The organism is Alistipes senegalensis JC50 (genome assembly GCF_025145645.1).
Lineage (GTDB): Bacteria > Bacteroidota > Bacteroidia > Bacteroidales > Rikenellaceae > Alistipes > Alistipes senegalensis.
In genome coordinates this window covers 2227225-2244864 of record NZ_CP102252.1, presented here as the reverse complement: position 1 = coordinate 2244864, position 17640 = coordinate 2227225, and the positions used below count along the sequence as shown (strand labels likewise).

General features: G+C 63.6%; 16 protein-coding genes. 15 read left to right on the top strand and 1 reads right to left on the bottom strand.

The genetic code is table 11. The annotated features are described in order from the left end of the window. Window positions 1-127: 127 nt before the first annotated feature. The 13 genes from NQ519_RS08715 (at window position 128) to NQ519_RS08655 (ending at window position 14878) form a co-directional block, all read left to right on the top strand. Window positions 128-673, top strand: a complete 546-nt coding sequence (locus tag NQ519_RS08715) for an FKBP-type peptidyl-prolyl cis-trans isomerase (RefSeq protein ID WP_019151540.1) — start codon at window positions 128-130, stop codon at window positions 671-673. A gap of 339 nt (window positions 674-1012) precedes the next feature. Continuing rightward, a complete protein-coding gene (locus NQ519_RS08710; RefSeq protein ID WP_026076694.1) occupies window positions 1013-2191 on the top strand; it encodes a WG repeat-containing protein in 1179 nt (392 codons plus the stop codon). A 39-nt stretch (window positions 2192-2230) separates the two neighbouring features. After that, a complete protein-coding gene (locus NQ519_RS08705; protein ID WP_019151541.1) occupies window positions 2231-3961 on the top strand; it encodes a DUF4954 family protein in 1731 nt (576 codons plus the stop codon). A 7-nt stretch (window positions 3962-3968) separates the two neighbouring features. Then, complete coding sequence (locus NQ519_RS08700; protein ID WP_019151542.1) at window positions 3969-4826, top strand: vWA domain-containing protein; 858 nt, start codon at window positions 3969-3971, stop codon at window positions 4824-4826. 2 nt (window positions 4827-4828) lie between these two features. After that, window positions 4829-5833: a WG repeat-containing protein gene (locus NQ519_RS08695; RefSeq protein ID WP_044118770.1), complete on the top strand. Its 1005-nt coding sequence runs from the start codon at window positions 4829-4831 to the stop codon at window positions 5831-5833. Between the two features lie 214 nt (window positions 5834-6047). After that, window positions 6048-6971 carry a thioredoxin-disulfide reductase gene (trxB, locus tag NQ519_RS08690; RefSeq protein WP_019151544.1) on the top strand — a complete coding sequence of 308 codons (924 nt, stop codon included), beginning with the start codon at window positions 6048-6050 and terminating at the stop codon, window positions 6969-6971. After that, on the top strand, window positions 6968-7891 hold the full coding sequence (locus tag NQ519_RS08685) for a ribonuclease Z (protein ID WP_019151545.1): 924 nt from the start codon (window positions 6968-6970) through the stop codon (window positions 7889-7891). Before trxB ends, NQ519_RS08685 begins: the two co-directional genes overlap by 4 nt. Continuing rightward, a complete protein-coding gene (locus tag NQ519_RS08680; protein ID WP_019151546.1) occupies window positions 7888-8643 on the top strand; it encodes an RNA methyltransferase in 756 nt (251 codons plus the stop codon). Before NQ519_RS08685 ends, NQ519_RS08680 begins: the two co-directional genes overlap by 4 nt. Window positions 8644-8847: 204 nt before the next feature. Next, a complete protein-coding gene (gene pdxA, locus NQ519_RS08675; RefSeq protein ID WP_019151547.1) occupies window positions 8848-9942 on the top strand; it encodes a 4-hydroxythreonine-4-phosphate dehydrogenase PdxA in 1095 nt (364 codons plus the stop codon). 87 nt (window positions 9943-10029) lie between these two features. After that, entirely contained in the window at window positions 10030-11982 is a 1953-nt protein-coding gene (gene thrS / locus NQ519_RS08670; protein WP_019151548.1) for a threonine--tRNA ligase, read from the top strand. Window positions 11983-12019: 37 nt separating this feature from the next. Then, complete coding sequence (infC, locus tag NQ519_RS08665) at window positions 12020-12637, top strand: translation initiation factor IF-3 (protein ID WP_083871121.1); 618 nt, start codon at window positions 12020-12022, stop codon at window positions 12635-12637. A 452-nt stretch (window positions 12638-13089) separates the two neighbouring features. Next, on the top strand, window positions 13090-14055 hold the full coding sequence (locus NQ519_RS08660) for an acyl-CoA synthetase family protein (protein WP_019151550.1): 966 nt from the start codon (window positions 13090-13092) through the stop codon (window positions 14053-14055). Between the two features lie 169 nt (window positions 14056-14224). Beyond that, window positions 14225-14878: an acylneuraminate cytidylyltransferase family protein gene (locus tag NQ519_RS08655; RefSeq protein WP_019151551.1), complete on the top strand. Its 654-nt coding sequence runs from the start codon at window positions 14225-14227 to the stop codon at window positions 14876-14878. A gap of 3 nt (window positions 14879-14881) precedes the next feature. On the opposite strand, the gene NQ519_RS08650 is transcribed toward NQ519_RS08655, so the two are convergent. After that, window positions 14882-15763, bottom strand: a complete 882-nt coding sequence (locus NQ519_RS08650; protein ID WP_019151552.1) for a hypothetical protein — start codon at window positions 15761-15763, stop codon at window positions 14882-14884. 65 nt (window positions 15764-15828) lie between these two features. On the opposite strand from NQ519_RS08650, the gene NQ519_RS08645 reads away from it, so the two are divergent. Both NQ519_RS08645 and NQ519_RS08640 read left to right on the top strand, forming a co-directional pair. Beyond that, window positions 15829-16758 (top strand): glycosyltransferase family 2 protein, encoded by a 930-nt coding sequence (locus tag NQ519_RS08645; protein WP_019151553.1) that lies wholly within the window; start codon window positions 15829-15831, stop codon window positions 16756-16758. An 11-nt stretch (window positions 16759-16769) separates the two neighbouring features. Next, entirely contained in the window at window positions 16770-17627 is an 858-nt protein-coding gene (locus NQ519_RS08640; RefSeq protein ID WP_026076695.1) for a CE1 family esterase, read from the top strand. Window positions 17628-17640 lie beyond the last annotated feature (13 nt).

Here is a 17640-nt window from a genome sequence, read left to right as displayed (position 1 = left end):
GTACCTTTGAGCGGCTTAAAAAGCCGCCTTTAGAAAGATGGCGGCGGAAAATCGCTTTTGAGCCGTGAATGCCGGGCAATGTCCCTGAAAAACGACGATAAAAACAACTAAACTTTATAACAATCGTATGAAAGTAGAACAAAACAAAATGGTCGGCGTAGACTACAAGCTCACCGTTGACGGACAGATCGCAGACCAGTCGCGCCCGGGCCAGCCGCTCGAATTCATCTTCGGAACGGGCATGCTGCTTCCCAAATTCGAGGAAGCGATTCTGGGCAAGGAGATCGGCGAATCGGTCGCGTTCACCCTCGAGCCCAAGGACGGCTACGGCGAGATCATCGCCGAAGCCATCGTCGATCTGCCGAAAGATATATTCATGGTGGACGGCAAGCTGGCCGAAGACATCCTCTTCGTCGGCAGCCAGGTCCCGATGAGCGACGCCCAGGGCAACCGCATGATGGGCATCGTCAAGGAGGTCGGCGACACGACGGTGAAGATGGACTTCAACCACCCGATGGCGGGCAAAACGCTCAACTTCGAGGTAGACGTGATTTCGGTGCGCGACGTGACGCCCGAGGATTTGCAGGGCGGCTGTTCGTGCGGAGAGTGCGGGGACGGCTGCGGCGAAGGCTGCGGCGACCAGAGCGGACACGGACACTGCAACTGCCATTGACAGGCGCAGGCGCAGACGCCTGTTTCAGAGGCAACCGGAGGTCCGGACGCTCTCGGTCCGGCTCCGTGCACCCAGGCGCAGGCGTAAGACGCCTGTTTTAGAGTGCGCCCGCAAGCCGGGACGCTTTCGGGCAGATGTTGCGCTTTCGGGCGCAGGCATAACGCCTGTCTTAGGGTGCGGCCGAAGCACCGAACATTTTCGAATCAGGTGTCTGCTCCCAATCCAACAAGCACTCCCGATGACGAAGCCGGGCCCTCGGGTCCGGCTTCGTCATCGGACTTTTTCGCATCTTGCGCCGTCTCCGACAGACCGGACGACGCTTAAAACCCACCGCACGACGTGTTCACCCTTCGCCAATACCTGCTCACACTCACCGATTCCCACGGCCTGACACGCACGCTGGGCGAGGTGGAGTTATGCCGGGACGGGCAGGGACGCCCCCTTTACAGCATCGGCAATTCGGCCGTCGTCTTCCGCATCCGCCGCGACGGACGCATCCGGTCGCTGCGCTGCTACCTGCGCAGGATGCGCCACCTGCGGGAGATCTACGGCGACGGAGTGCTCGAAAAGGAGCTCTACCTCTACACTTCGTCGGAAACGGGCGTCTGGGTCGATGCGATTCTGGGCGACTGGATCGACGGCGCGACCCTCCACGAAGCGGTCGCCGAAGCCGCCCTCGCGCACGATACGGCAAAGCTCCGGAGCCTTGCGGAATCATTCGACTCCCTGGCCGCCGGCATGGTCGCCGACGACCGCGCCCACGGCGACCTGAAGCCCGCGAACATCATCGTAGGCCGGGACCGGCAGCTGCATCCGATCGACTTCGACGCCGCATTCCTGCCCGCCTTCGCCGGAGAGACGAGCCCCGAACTGGGCACAGCGGCCTACCAGCATCCGGCCCGCACGGCGGCGGATTTCAACGAACGGCTCGACGACTACCCCGCGGCCCTGATCTCCACGGCCCTGCACGCGCTGGCCGAGGAACCGACGCTCTGGGAGCGTTACGGCACCGCCGACGGACTGTTGTTCTCGCCCGGAAAGATTCCCGGCGACCCGGCCTACCGCGAAGTCCTCGGCCTGTTCGAACGCCGCGGCAAAGCCGTGCAATACCGCGTGGCGCAGTTGCTCTGCTCCCCGACCCTGCAACTTTTCGGACTCGCGGAGCTGCTCGGCGAAGCGGTCCGGCAGGCCGGCACAGGAGACCCCTCCTCCGACGACGAGACCCCGGAACTGTTCGTCGGGAACGGCCGCTGGGGTTACCGAACGCCGCAGCGGACGATCGTTCCGCCGCTTTACGACAGCGGCTTCGACTTCACCGAGGGGCTGGCCGCCGTGCTGCTGGGTTCGACGTGGCACTACATCGACACGGCGGGCCGCACCCGGCTGAGCTTTCCCGGCTGCGAGGCCGTGAAACCCTTCCGCAACGGCCGGGCGCAGGTCGTGCGCAGCGGCCGCCGGATCGAAATCGACCGCGCGGGAAGGGAGTTTCCCGTGCCGGAAAATGAATTTGCCGTTTAGCCGCAAATTGCTATATTTGCATTCAAAACCCACGAAACAATGACTTCATTCCGAAATTTGACCCCCGCGGAGATCGCCGCACTCGAAACGCTCGGCAATTCGGCCGAAGATTGGACGAAAGTGACGGTCGCTCCGGACTTCGAACCCGGCCAGCTTCGCCAAAGCCATCTGGAGGGTCGCGTCGAAATCGCCCGGGGAGCCCGGATCGTCCGTTCGCGGGTCGCCGGCTACCGCATCGGCGAAGAGTCGCTCGTCGAGGGCGTCACGGCGCTCGAATGCCGCCGCCGCTCGGCGTTCGGAAACGGCACGGGCGTCGCCACGATGAACGAATGCGGCGGCCGCACGGTGAAGATATTCGACACGATGTCGGCGCAGGTCGCCTACGTGATGGCCGTCTATCGCCACCGTCCGCAGACCATCGCGGCGCTCGAAAGGATGGTCGGGGAGTACGCGGAGGCGCGTTCGTCGGAGATGGGCGAGGTGGGCCGCGGGTGCCGCATCGTCGGCGCGCGCTTCATCCGCGAGGTCCGCATCGGCAACGACGTGGAGATCGACGGCGCGTCGATCCTCGAAAACGCCACCCTCTGCGACGGCGTCCGCATCGGCGTCGATGTCAAAGCCTACGACACGATCGCGGCCGAAGGGGCCGTCATCGACAACGGCTCGATCGTCGAGCGCTGTTTCGTCGGCGAAAGCTGCCGGCTGGACAAGGGCTTCACGGCCGCCGAATCGCTCTTCTTCGCCAATTCGCACTGCGAGAACGGCGAGGCCGCCTCGATCTTCGCAGGCCCCTACACCGTCTCGCACCACAAATCGTCGCTGCTCATCGCCGGCATGTTCTCGTTCTTCAACGCCGGCAGCGGCTCGAACCAGAGCAACCACCTCTTCAAAAGCGGCGCCGTGCATCAGGCGGTGCATCTGAGGGGCTGCAAGTTCGCCTCGAGCGCCTACATCATGTCACCGGCCCTCGAAGGGGCCTTCACGATGGTCATGGGACACCACTCCTACCACCACGACACCTCGGCGTTCCCCTACTCGTACCTGATCGAGAAGGAGGGGCACTCCCACCTGATGCCGGGCGCCAACCTCACCAGTTTCGGCGCCGTGCGCGACATCGAGAAATGGCCGGCCCGCGACCGGCGTTCGGTCTGCCGCGACGTTATCAACTTCGAGGAGTACAACCCCTACGTCGCAGGCGCCATGATCGAGGCCGTGAACATTCTCCACGGGCTCGAAGAGCGCGACCCCGACGCCCCGGTCTACACCTACAACAAAGCCATCATCCGCGCCACGGCACTGCGCCGCGGACTGAAACTCTACAACAAGGCCATCGTGGCGGCGTTGGGGGCGATGCTCGGCAAGGGAAGCCTCGACCCGCACCGCAACGGCGGCGGCCGCTGGCTCGACCTGGCCGGACAGTACATCACGCACCGCGAGGTCGCGTCGATTCTCAACGCCGTGGACCGCGGCGAGCTCACGACGACGGCCGCCGTGGACAACCGCTTCCGGGTCTTCGCCGTCCACTACGACGACTATGCCCACAGCTGGGCCGTACAGGTCTACGCCTCGATGCTGGGCCACATGCCGACGGCCGGGGAGCTGGACGACGCCGTCACCGCAGGCCGCAACGCCCACGAAGCGATGCGCCGCACCACCGACGCCGACCGCGACCGCGACTGCTCGCTCGACATGGCCGTCAGCTACGGCCTCGACTGCGACAACGACGACGACCGGCGCGAAGACTACTACACGGTCCGCGGACTGAAATAATTCGAATATGTACACACAGAGCATCACACGCACCCACCGCACGGCCTTCATCTTCGTCATCGACGGCTCGGGGTCGATGGCCGAGAAGATCCGCTTCCGCGGACGGCTGATGACCAAGGCCGACGCCGTGGCCTCGATCACCAACGGCATGCTGTTCGAGCTGATCGAACGGGCGCGCCGCAGCGACGGCGTCCGCGACTACTACGACATCGCCGTACTGGGCTATTCGGGCGACGACGAGGTCTACTCCCTGCTGCCGGGCAGCCGTGAGGCGATCTCCGTGACGGAACTGGCCGCCGGAGAGCCGCCGCTGAAAACCGAGATCGTGGAGTACCGGCTTCCCGACGGCAGCAACGCCCTGCGCGAAATCTCGACTCCGGCGTGGGTGGAGCCCGAAGCCGTCGGACAGACCCCGATGTGCGAAGCGCTGCGCCGCGTGCGCGACATCGCCGCGAAATGGTGCGCCGATCCGGTCCATGCGGAGAGTTTTCCGCCCATCGTCTTCAACATCACCGACGGCGAGGCCACCGACTGCGACGACGAGGAGCTCTGCGCCGTGGCCGAGCAGATCAAGTCGCTGCGCACGGCCGACGGCAACGTGCTGCTCGTGAACATCCACATTGCCGCGGGCGACACTCCGCGGACGGTCTTCTTCCCCTCGACGGAGGAGGCCGGCTATCCCAACCGCTATGCAGCGGTGCTCTACGAGTGTTCGAGCCTCATGCCCGAGGTGTTCGACGAGGCGATCCGCGAAGCCAAAGGCCCCGGCGCCACGCCGCCGTTCCGGGGCATGAGCTACAACGCCTCGGCCGAACAGCTCATCACGATGCTCAACATCGGGTCCATCAGCGTAAAGACCGAATGACCATGACACCGACCCTGCACACCTTCATACAGGCGCTCCAAACGCCCGACATCTCGTTCACGACGCTCGCCGACGCCCGTCCCGCGACGGAAGCGGGCGGCATTCCGCAGCTGATGCGCACGACACGCTTCGCCGAAGCCGAAATCGTCTGGCGCGGCCGGCAATGGCTGCTCTCGCTGCCGTTGTCCCCCGCGGCGCTGGCCGCCGTCGAACGGACCGCATCGCAGGCGGGACGCCTCAACACGGAGTGGCTGGCCGAATACCGCATCCTCCGGGGCGAGCTCCTTTGGGTGGACGCCGAGGAGCATCCGCAAACCTGCGATCTGGTGCTCCAGCACCTGCCCGCAGGCCGCAGTTTCGCCGAAGCGCTGCTGACGGAACCCGCCGAGCGGCTGCTCGCAGGGCTCGACGCACTCCAATCCGCCCTGCGCGAACTGGGCTTCTCGCACAACAACCTCCGGCCGGACAACCTGCGCTGGAGCGGCGGCCGGTTCATCCCCCTGCGCTACCACGACGCCCGTTTCGGCACCTCCGACGGCGACGCCGAAGCGTTCGAGGCCCTGCGGCGACGGGTGCGCGAAGCGGGCGGCCCGATGCAGGTTTCGGACATCGAGGCCGACTACGCTCCGCTGCGCCGCCTGACCGGGCACCGCTGGACCAGCCACGTGTTCGAAGGGCTCGTCTGCGTCGAGGACGACGAGGGATTCGGATTCGTGGACACGGACAACAACCCCGTCATCGCGTCGCACTTCGTCTGGGCGGGCGACTTCCGCGAAGGGCGCGCCGAGGTCGAGACGCCCGGCGGCATGGGGCTCATCGACCGGAACGGAAACTACGTCATCCCGCCCGAATACGAAATCGTGGACTACATCCCGGCCGAAAGCATCGCCCGGGTGCGCCGGAACGGCCGCTGGGCGGAATTCGACTACCTGGGACAGCAACTGACGGAATTCGGTACGAATCGTGAAGAAAACGCAACGTCCGCATCCCAGGCATATTCCGGCTGACATTCCGGTCGCAATGCGACAAGCCCCCGCCAAGGGCGGCTTAAGAAGCCGCTTCAGAAAAGGTGGCAGCGGAGAATTGCTTTCGGGCCGCAAAAACCGGACATCACCCTAAAACTCGGCTCTTAGCCTGGGTGGGTCCAATTTGCAAACGCGGCCACAGGCCGCGACAAGGACAACCAACAGCATAAAAAACTTACAAAAAATAACAACGATCATGGAAGAAGCAGTAAAAGTACTGATCATCGGCAGCGGCCCCGCAGGGTACACCGCCGCCATCTATACCTCGCGCGCCAACCTCGCCCCGGTGCTTTACGAAGGCATCGAGCCGGGCGGGCAGCTCACGACGACGACCGATGTCGAGAATTTCCCGGGGTATCCCGACGGCGTCACGGGCCCCGACCTGATGGACCGGATGCGCAGGCAGGCCGAGCGTTTCGGCGCAGACATCCGCACGGGAACCATCACGCGCGTGGACCTCGCGTCACGCCCGTTCCACGTCGTCGTGGACGGCACCAGGGAGATCAAGGCCGAGACGCTCATCATCGCCACGGGAGCCTCGGCCAAATACCTCGGACTCCCTTCCGAAACCAAGTTCCGCGGCCAGGGCGTCAGCGCCTGCGCCACCTGCGACGGGTTCTTCTACCGCAAGAAGGACGTGGCGGTGGTCGGCGGCGGCGACACGGCCTGCGAGGAGGCGTCGTATCTGGCATCGCTCTGCCGCAAGGTCTACATGATCGTCCGCAAACCCCACCTGCGCGCCTCGAAGGCGATGCAGCAGCGGGTGTTCGACACCCCCAACATCGAGGTGCTGTTCGAGCACAACACCGCCGAGGTGCTGGGCGACGAATCGGGCGTCACGGGAGCCCTGCTGCGCAGGAACGACGGCACGGAGAGGAAGATCGACATCTCGGGATTCTTCCTGGCCATCGGCCACCACCCCAATACGGAGCTTTTCAGCGAACAACTGGCGCTCGACGCCGAAGGGTATGTCAAGGTCGAGCCGGGCACGTCGAAAGCCAGCGTCGAGGGGGTTTTCGCCGCCGGCGATGTCCGCGATCCCCACTACCGTCAGGCCATCACGGCAGCAGCGTCGGGGTGCATCGCGGCGCTCGACTGCGAACGGTTCCTGCTGAAGTGAGCTTCAGCGTCACCATATTAGGCTCCTCCTCGGCCAAACCCACCGCGAACCGGCATCCGTCGGCCCAGGCGGTCAACGTCCACGAACAATATTATCTCGTGGATGCGGGCGAGGGCGTGCAGCAGCAGCTGGTCCGCTACGGCATCAATCCGCTGAAAATCCGCGCCGTGTTCATCTCGCACCTCCACGGCGACCATGTTTTCGGATTGTTCCCGCTCATCTCGACGCTGGCGCTTTACGGCCGCAGGACCCCGCTGCGGGTCTTCGCCCCGGCGCCGTTCGGAGAGATTCTGGCCTGCCACCTCCGCTATTTCGACAGCGAACTGCCCTACGACGTGGCGTGGACCGAGGTAGACACCACCAAACACGCATTGCTGATGGAGAACCGCACGCTGGAGGTGTGGAGCATCCCGCTGCGCCACCGCGTGCCGTGCGCCGGGTTCCTCTTCCGGGAGAAGGAGCCGCCGCTGAACGTCGAGAAGTTCAAGATCGCCAAATACGGTCTCTCGATCGCGCAGATCACCGCCGCCAAGCGGGGCGAGGATGTCGTGCTGGACTCCGGCGAGACGATCCCCAACGCCTGCCTGACCTACCGTCCCTATGCGCCGCGTTCGTATGCCTACCTTTCGGACACGAACTACTCGGCCAAGGCCGCGGGGCTCTGCAAGGGGGTCGATCTGATGTACCACGAGGCGACCTACGCCGCCGCGGAGCAGCGGTCGGCCAAAGACCGGGGGCATTCGACCACCGCGGACGCCGCGAAAGCGGCCCTGAAAGCGGGCGCACGGCGGCTCGTGATCGGCCACTATTCGTCGCGTTACAAGGACGAATCGCAGCTGGTCGAAGAGGCCCGCGCGCTCTTCCCCGAGAGCTACCCCGCCACCGAAGGAACCACTTACAGCATCGAAAAGGAACGATGACCAAAGCCGAAATACAACTCGTCCGCGCGCTGGCCGACAAACGCGGCCGCACCGAACACGGACTGTTCGTCGCCGAAGGGGAGAAACTCATCGGCGAACTGCGCGCCTCGCACCTGCGGGTACGCAAGATTTTCGCGTTGGAAGGGATTTTCGAAGGCCCAGAGGTCGAGACCGTGGCCCCGCGCGACATGGAGCGTCTCTCGCTGCTGAAGACCGCCGGCAACTCGCTGGCGCTGGTCGAGATACCGCGTTACGGACTGGACACGGGGTCGCTGAAAGGGCGGCTGACGCTGGCGCTGGACGACGTGCAGAACCCCGGCAACCTGGGGACGATCATCCGGCTGGCCGACTGGTTCGGCATCACGGACATCGTCTGCTCCCCGGGTTCGGCCGACTGCTTCAACCCCAAGGTCGTGCAGGCCACGATGGGTGCCGTCATCCGCGTGAGGGTCCACTACACGGCGCTCGCCGCGTGTCTCGCCGCGGCCGCCGCGCAGGAGATTCCCGTATACGGGACTTTTCTGGAAGGGGAGAACATCTATGGCACGGAGCTCACGCCGGAGGGGATCGTGGTGATGGGCAACGAGGGCCGCGGCGTCACGGAAGCGGTGGCGCGCACCGTCACCCGGAAACTTTTCATCCCGCCCTGGCCGGCCGGCCGCCGGGGTTCGGAATCGCTGAACGTCGCTATGGCGACAGGGATCGTCTGCTCGGAGTTCCGGCGACGGACGCACTCCGAGGCAAAACGGTAGGCCCGGATCATCCCGCGTCCCGGCACCCGCGCGAACTCCGGACGCCCCGGTCCGGAAATCCCGGAATCCCCCGCCTCCCGCCGCAAAGGCGCCGAAAAATAGCACATGCGGGCGCAAAGCGGCCTGAAAAATCATTTTAATCGGCTTCGGAGCATTGCGTATTCTGAATATTTTATAACTTTGTAAGTTGAAACAAAATTGATTATGCCGGAACACAAACTCAGAATAGGCATCACGCAGGGCGACACGAACGGCATCGGCTGGGAGGTCATCCTCAAGGCGCTCGCCGACCCGCGCATGACGGAGCTCTTCACCCCCGTCGTCTACGGTTCGCCCAAAGCCGCCGCCTATTACCGAAATACCATCGCGGAGATCGAACCCGTCTCCTTCAACCCCGTGGCTTCGGCCGCCGAGGCGCGCCGCGGAAAGGTCAATCTCGCGGCCTGCGGCGAGGGAGCCGAGATCGTGCCGGGCAAAGCGTCCGCCGATGCGGGCCGCGCTGCCGTGGAGGCGCTGTCGACCGCCATGCGCGACCTGAAGGAGGGGCATCTCGACGCCATCGTCACGGCCCCCTTCGACAAGGAGACCGTGCAGGCCGACGACTTCCGCTACACGGGGCACACCGAATATCTGGCCGCCGAACTCGGCGGCGAAGCGATGATGATCATGTGCAGCGACGTGCTGCGCGTGGGGCTGGTCACCAAACACATCCCCGTTTCGGAGATCGCCCGCAGCATCACCAAAGAACGCATCGTCAAAGAGCTGCACACGCTGCGCCGCTCGCTCGTCGAGGACTTCGGCATCGTCGAGCCGCGCATCGCCGTGATGGCCCTCAACCCCCACGCCGGCGACGGCGGACTGCTGGGCCGCGAGGAGCAGGAGATCATCAAACCGGCCATCGTCGAGGCGTTCGGCGAAGGCGTGCTGGCCTTCGGGCCCTTTGCGGCCGACGGGCTCTTCGCCGGCGGCGGATACGCCAAATACGACGGCATTCTGGCCATGTACCACGATCAGGGGCTCGCGCCGTTCAAGACGCTCTCGCCCGACGGGGTGAACTTCACGGCGGGGCTTTCGGCCGTGCGGACCTCGCCCGACCACGGCACGGCGTTCGACATCGCCGGAAAGGACAAGGCCGACCCGCAGTCGATGCGCAACGCGATCTACGCGGCCATCGACATCGTGGAGCACCGCCGCGCATGGGCCGCATGGACGGCGAACCCGTTGCAGCGCGCCGAACGCGAAAGAGGCGGCCGCGACGTTTCGGTCAAGGATCTGCCGCAGACCGAAAAGGAAAACTGAACGAAAACACCGGGCAACCCGGAGGCGTATTCCGTCTCGTAATTGTGGAAGCGCCGAAGGACCCGAAAACTTAATTCATACAAACAAATGATCAAAATCACTTTTCCCGACGGCTCCGTCAAAGAATACGCCGAAGGGACTACTGCTTACCAGATCGCAGAGAGCATCAGCCCTCGTTTAGCTGCCGACTCGCTCGCGGCCTCGGTAAACGGCGCGACGGTGGACATGACGCGCCCGATCGAGGCCGACGCTTCGGTCAAATTCTACAAATGGGACGACGAAGAGGGCAAGCACGCCTTCTGGCACACCTCGTCGCACCTGCTGGCCGAGGCCCTCGAAGCGCTCTACCCGGGCATCAAGTTCGGCATCGGCCCGGCCATCGAAAACGGGTTCTACTACGACGTGGATTCCCCGGTGCCCATCACCGAGTCCGATCTCCCGGCCATCGAGAACAAGATGGCGGAGCTGGCCCGCAACAAGGAGGCGCTGATCCGCCGCGAGGTTCCCAAGGCCGAAGCGCTGGCGGCTTTCACCGAAAAGGGCGACCAGTACAAGGTCGAACTGATCTCCGACCTCGAAGACGGCACCATCTCGTTCTATACCAACGGCGCGTTCACGGACCTCTGCCGCGGACCGCACATTCCCAACACGGGATATATCAAGGCCCTGAAACTCACCTCCGTGGCCGGAGCCTACTGGCGCGGCAACGAGAAGAACAAGATGCTGACCCGCATCTACGGCATCTCGTTCCCCAAGAAGTCGATGCTCGACGAGTATCTGGCGATGATGGAGGAGGCCAAGAAGCGCGACCACCGCAAGCTGGGCAAGGACCTCGAACTGTTCACCTTCTCGCAGCGCGTGGGCCAGGGCCTGCCGCTGTGGCTGCCCAAAGGCGCCGCCCTGCGCGACCGTCTGGAGCAGTTTTTGCGCAACGTGCAGAAAGAATACGGTTACCAGCAGGTGATCACCCCGCATATCGGCAACAAGGAACTCTACGTCACCTCGGGCCACTACGCCAAGTACGGCAAGGATTCGTTCCAGCCGATCCACACCCCGATCGAGGGCGAGGAGTACCTGCTCAAACCGATGAACTGCCCGCACCACTGCGAGATCTACCGTTCGAAGCCCCGTTCGTACAAGGAACTGCCTGTGCGTCTGGCCGAGTTCGGCACGGTCTACCGCTACGAGCAGTCGGGCGAGCTCCACGGACTGACGCGCGTGCGCGGATTCACGCAGGACGACGCGCACTTGTTCGTACGGCCGGATCAGCTTCTCGAAGAGTTCGAACGCGTGATCGACATCGTGCTCTATATCTTCAAGACGCTGAAGTTCGACAACTACACGGCACAGATTTCGCTGCGCGACCCGAACAACAAGGAGAAATACATCGGTTCCGACGAGAACTGGGAGAAGGCCGAGTCGGCCATCATGCAGGCCGCCAAGGAGAAGGGTCTCACCACGGTGGTCGAGCTGGGCGAAGCCGCGTTCTACGGTCCGAAGCTCGACTTCATGGTCAAGGACGCCATCGGCCGCAAGTGGCAACTGGGCACGATCCAGGTGGACTACAACTTGCCGGAGCGTTTCGACCTCACGTACAAGGGCGCCGACGACCGGCTCCACCGCCCGATCATGATCCACCGCGCGCCGTTCGGCTCGATGGAGCGTTTCGTGGCCGTGCTGCTGGAGCACACGGGCGGCAAATTCCCGCTGTGGCTCTCGCCCCAGCAAGTCGTGGTGCTTCCCATCTCGGAGAAGTTCAACGACTACGCCCAGAAAGTCGCCGAGTTCCTCAACGGCAGCGACATCCGCGCCGAGATCGACGACCGCAACGAGAAGATCGGCCGCAAGATCCGCGACAACGAGCTCAAACGCATCCCCTACCTGCTGATCGTCGGCGAGAAGGAGGAGGCCGAAGGTCTCGTGTCGGTCCGCGCACAGGGCGAGGGCGACAAGGGCCAGATGCCGATGGAGGCGTTCCGCGACCTGATCGCCGGACTGGTCAAGGAGGAGGTCGAGGCCAACAAACTGGAAAAGAAATAAGACAACACTATTATTCACTTAACTAATACGTACAACTATCGCAGCACCGAAACCATTCCCGCCGAGGCCGTTTACCCCCGGGAATAACAGACCGAAACCGGCAGCAGGCAATCCCCGATTCGGACGCAGACCGCCCGAGAAGGAGAACCCCCACCGCATCAACGAGCAGATCACGGCTCCCGAGGTGCGCGTGGTGGGCGACAACGTCCCCCAGCCGCAGGTGATGCCGATCCGCGACGCACTGCGCCTGGCGGACGAGATGGAACTCGACCTGATCGAGATCTCGCCCAAGGCCGAGCCGCCCGTATGCCGCATCGCCGATTACCAGAAATTCCTTTACCAACAGAAGAAGAAGGCCAAGGAATTGAAGGCCAACCAGACGAAAGTCGTCGTGAAGGAGATCCGCTTCGGCCCCCAGACCGACGACCACGACTACAATTTCAAGCTCAAACACGCGCAGAACTTCCTCAAGGAAGGGGCCAAGGTCAAGGCTTACGTCTTCTTCCGCGGCCGTTCGATCGTCTTCAAGGAGCAGGGCGAAATCCTGCTGCTCCGCTTCGCCACCGACCTCGAAGAATTCGCCAAAGTGGAGGCGATGCCCCGACTCGACGGCAAGAAGATGAACATGATGCTCGCGCCGAAAACGAAAAAGTGACGCCAGGGCAGGAAGAGGGCCCGCAGGCATATACGCGAAAACAACGACGGCGAAACGGATTCATCCGGGTCGCAAGTTGTTGTTTTCGTTTTTATGAAACGGCGATCCCGGCTTCCGGAACATCCCCGACAGCCGATTTACCTTATCGTTTACAAGGCCGCGGGCAATCCGGGTTCGGCACCGTCCGTTCTTTTCCCGATCTTCGGCTGCGGCGCCGTAACGGCGCTTTCAGGGTGTCGGGACCTTTTGCCGGGCCGCCCGCAATCCGGGTTTGAAACCGTTCGTTCTTTTTCCATCGCAGAGTCTTTCAGATACTCCGCCTCGGAAAAAATGCAAGCGAGCTTGCTTTTTTCTCTCGGCTTATTCGTACTTTGGCTATGCCGAAGATACTCTCGCTCGGCAAAAAGCAAGTAAACTTGCTTTTGCCCTCGCTTATTCGTATCTTTGTGAAAATGATCGCCCCAAACGACATATTCGGCATCGCGGACGACGCGGCTTTCGCCCGGACGGCCCTGGAGACATTCCGCCGTCAGGCCGTCGCATGCGCCCCCTACCGGGAGTATCTCGCACTCGCGGGCATCCGCCCCGAAGAGGTGCGCACGCCGGAGGAGATTCCGCACCTGCCCATCGAACTGTTCAAGACGCACGACATCTACTGCGGCGAGACGCCCCCCGAGGCGGTCTTCACCTCGTCGGCGACCACGGGCATGACACCCTCGCGCCACCCGATGCAGTCGCTGGCGCTTTACGAACAGGCGTTCCGCGCCTCGTTCCGCACCTTTTACGGCGACCCCGCGCATTGGAGCCTCTACGCCCTGCTACCCAACTACCTGCGGCGCAAGGGCTCGTCGCTGGTCTACATGGCCGACCGGCTGATCGCCGACTGCGGCTCGGGCGGCTTCTACCTCGACGACTATGAAGCCCTGCTGGCCGCGATGGAGGCGGACCCGAAACCGAAAATCCTGCTGGGCGTGAGCTATGCGCTGTGGGACCTCGCGGAACGCCATGCCCCGAAGCTCCGCGACACGGTGGTGATGGAGACCGGCGGCATGAAGGGCTACCGCGAGGAGATTCCGAAAGAGGAGTTCCACAGAATACTCTGCGACGCCTTCGGGGTGCGCGAAATCCACTCGGAGTACGGCATGGCCGAACTCACCTCGCAAGCCTATTCGCAGGGCGGCAACCGGTTCCGCTGCCCGGCGTGGATGCGCGTCACGGTCCGCGATGTCAACGACCCGTTCGACCTGCTGCCGCCCGGCTCGCGCGGCGGGCTGAACATCGCCGACCTCGCCAACCGGTGGTCCTGCGCCTTCATCCAGACCCAGGACGTGGGGCGCGTCGAGGCGGACGGATCGTTTCTGGTCGAGGGCCGCATCGACCACTCCGACATCCGCGGCTGCAACCTGCTGGTACAATGAAATACCGGTTGAAATATCAGGAATGTATCGCAGTTCCGAATGCCGTTCCCACGGCGTTCCGCCGTGTTTGCAAATCCGCCCCACCCCTGAATCCCCGCCCGGGGCGGGGAGTTGAATGCCGCAAGCGGCAAAGTGTCGCTACGAACCCCTTTACAAATTATCAGACTCTATGAAAACCGTCGCATTCGTTCCCATCCGGCTCAACAGCCAGCGCGTCGCAGGCAAGAACCTTCGTTCGCTGAGCGGTTCGCCGCTGATGTGCCATATCCTGAAAACCCTGACCACGGTGGAGGGCATCGACGAAGTCTATGTCTTTTGCAGCGACGAAAGCATCCGCCCGCTGCTGCCCGAAGGGGTGCGGTTCCTGCGCCGCGACCCGTCGCTCGACCGGGACACCACGCTCGGCAGGGAGATTTACGACAGTTTCACGGCGTCGGTCGATGCGGACCTCTACATCCTCGCCCACGCCACGTCGCCCTTCATCCGCGCCGCGACCGTCGCCGGGGCACTCGCAAAGGTCCGTTCGGGCGAATACGACTCGGCGTTCAGCGCCGAAAAGATCCAGACTTTCGCGTGGTTCGGGAGCAAACCGCTCAATTACAGCCTCGACGACATCCCCCGCACACAGACCATCGAGCCGGTCTACGTCGAGACCAGCGCTTTCTTCATCTTTTCGCGGGAGTTGTGGTGCGGCCGCGGGCGGCGCATCGGGGACCGGCCCTACATGGCCGTCGTAGACCATATCGAGGGGCTGGACATCGACTACCCCGAGGACTTCACGATGGCCGAGATCATCGCGGCCAGCCGCAACCTGCAACCATAGAAGCTATTCCGCTCCCCGTTCGTAGGCGTCGATCATCGAACCGCGCGTGCGGTTTATGATCCGCGCTCCGAGCGAGGCGGCGTAGTCGCGCAGCACCTCGTGGCCGCGGAAGAGTTCGGCGACCTCCGCCAGATAGACCGACATGGTGTAGGGACGGTGCGGAACCTTCTGGAAAATCGGCTTCGGAGTGGCCGGGGCAGCGTCGTAATAGTGCCCGTCGGCGCGGCAGAGGCGGTTCTCCTCATCCACGCACAGGCCGTCCAGCAGCGTGTGATCCACCCCGTACAATTCCAGCGTCTTATACCCCAGGAGCAGGGCGACGTATTCGCACACCTGCACCACGGTCCCGAAGTTGGCGCTCCCGAGGCCGCGGCGGAACAGCCAAAACTCCACGCCGCGGAACCCGCGGTAGAGCTGCGTATGAAAGCGCACGATGCGGATATTGGGGTTGGGCAGCGCGGCGCGGTAGTCGAACCGTTCGGGATTGTAGTACTGCACGTAGAGATTCATCGGCCACGTCACCTTTTCGTCGAGCACGCGGTAGAGCTCCGCCACCCGGTCGCGGCAGGCGCTGTCGCGGAAGAACATCGGGTCGGAAAGCACGTAATAGGCGGGACGCACCGTTTCGAAACGCTCGTCCAACGCAAAAAAGTTCACCGCCATCACATCCTTCGTCTCGTGCTCCCGTCGTTCGATCAGCCGCGGCAGGTCTTCGGCCAGCGAAGGGCCATTGCCGAGGATCAGCATCGACGGCTTCGGCGCGCCGACCGTGCCGGCGCGGCCCACGTAGTTGCGGAAATTCTCCTTCACGGCCATCACCGCAAAGTAAAACGCCGTCTCATAGAGGTTGCGCAGGAATCGGTCGGTTTTTTCGAATACGGTCATGGTACGGTTTTATTTGCAAAAGTAGCAAAAGATCAATATCTTCGCAACAAAACCCGGCAGAACAGATGTCAGAACCCACCATTTCGGTCGTCATACCCCTCTACAACAAGCAGCTGGAAATCGGCGCGGCCGTACGTTCGGTCCTGGCGCAGACCCGCCCCCCGCAGGAGATCATCGTCGTGGACGACGGTTCGACCGACGGCGGCGCGGAGGTCGTGCGTGCGATCGGCTCGCCGCTCGTAAGGCTCGTCCGGCAGCCCAACGCCGGGGTCTGCGCCGCACGCAACCGCGGCATCGCAGAGTCGACAGGCGAATACATCGCCCTGCTGGACGCCGACGACGCCTGGGAGCCGGGGTTTCTCGCCGAAATCGCCGCCATGATCCGCGAGTTCCCCGGCTGCGGACTCTACTGCACGGCGTTTTCAATAATAAGCCACGATGGGACCTATCCGGCCCCGACACCCTCCGAGCGGGGCGTCGTGGCGAATTTCTTCCGCGAATCGGCCCACCGCTACATCGCCATCCCGTCGGCCAGCTGCATCCCGCGGCGCGTGTTCGACACCGTGGGGCTGTTTCCCGAGGGCATGAAGATCGCCGAAGACCTCTACATGTGGATCAGGATCGCCCGCCGCTACGAAGTCTGCTTCTCGCCCGAACGGCTGGTCCGCTACTCGCGGGTGGCTTCGAACCGCTCGGCGGCAAGCTACACACCCGAGAAGACCGTCCATTCGTTCGAGGAACTGTACGACCCGCTGGTCCCCGAGGAGGACCGGGAGTTCGTGGCCCGCGCCGCACTGGGAAAAGCGCTTATCATCAGCGCCAAAGGCGGCACGAAGGAGGCCGCCCGCGCCGCCCGGTTCTTCGCCTGGACGCGGACCTACCGCCGCACGCTGCGCAAGGTCCGCGCCCTGAACGCCCTGCCCGCCGGCTGGCGCGGTCCCGTGATCCGGCTTTACAACGCGCTGGCCTGGCGCCTCGCCCGCAAAGGACTTTAATACTCAAAATGATGAAATACCTCCTGCACACCCTTTCCGGCCTGCTGCTTTTCGCAGCGGGAACCTGCCTCGCGCAGACGCCCGGCCACACGCTGCGTTCGGGCGGCATTGACCGCACCTACCGCCTCCACCTGCCCGAAGGGCTGCCCGACGGCGCGCCGCTGGTCATTGTCCTCCACGGCTACGGAGGACAGGGCGACCCGGAACGGTTCGACATGAACCGCGTTGCCGACCGCCACGGTTTCGCCGTCTGCTACCCGCAGGGCGAACGCGACGGCCGCGGCAAGACATGCTGGAACGTGGGTTACCCCTTTCAGGCCGATATGGCCGTCGACGACGTGCGGTTCCTCTCCGAACTGATCCGGCACCTTCAGAAAAAACATGGTTTGAGCCGCCGCAACGTCTTCTGCACGGGTATGTCGAACGGCGGGGACATGTGTTACCTGCTGGCCTCGCGCTGTCCGGAGACCTATGCGGCCCTCGGACCGGTCGCCGGGTTCATGTCCGTCGAAATCCTCCGTTCGGACCGCAATCCGCATCCGATTCCGCTGTTCGAAATCCACGGCACCGAAGACCGGACGACCCGCTGGGAAGGCGACCTCGGCAACGAAGGGGGCTGGGGCGCCTATGTCTCCGTCCCGACCGCGGTCGGCTACTGGGCCGCCAAGAACAAATGCCTCGCAGAGCGGATCGACACCCTGCCCTCCCGCCCCGGCGGCTTGCAGGTCATCGCCCACCGCTACACGGAGGGCACGGACGGAAACGAGGTCTGGCTCTACGAAACCGTCGGCGGAAAGCACTCCTGGAAAGAGACGGGCGTAGACACGGGCGAAGAGCTGTGGAAGTTTTTCAGCAGATACGTCCGGTAAACGAAAAAGGGTT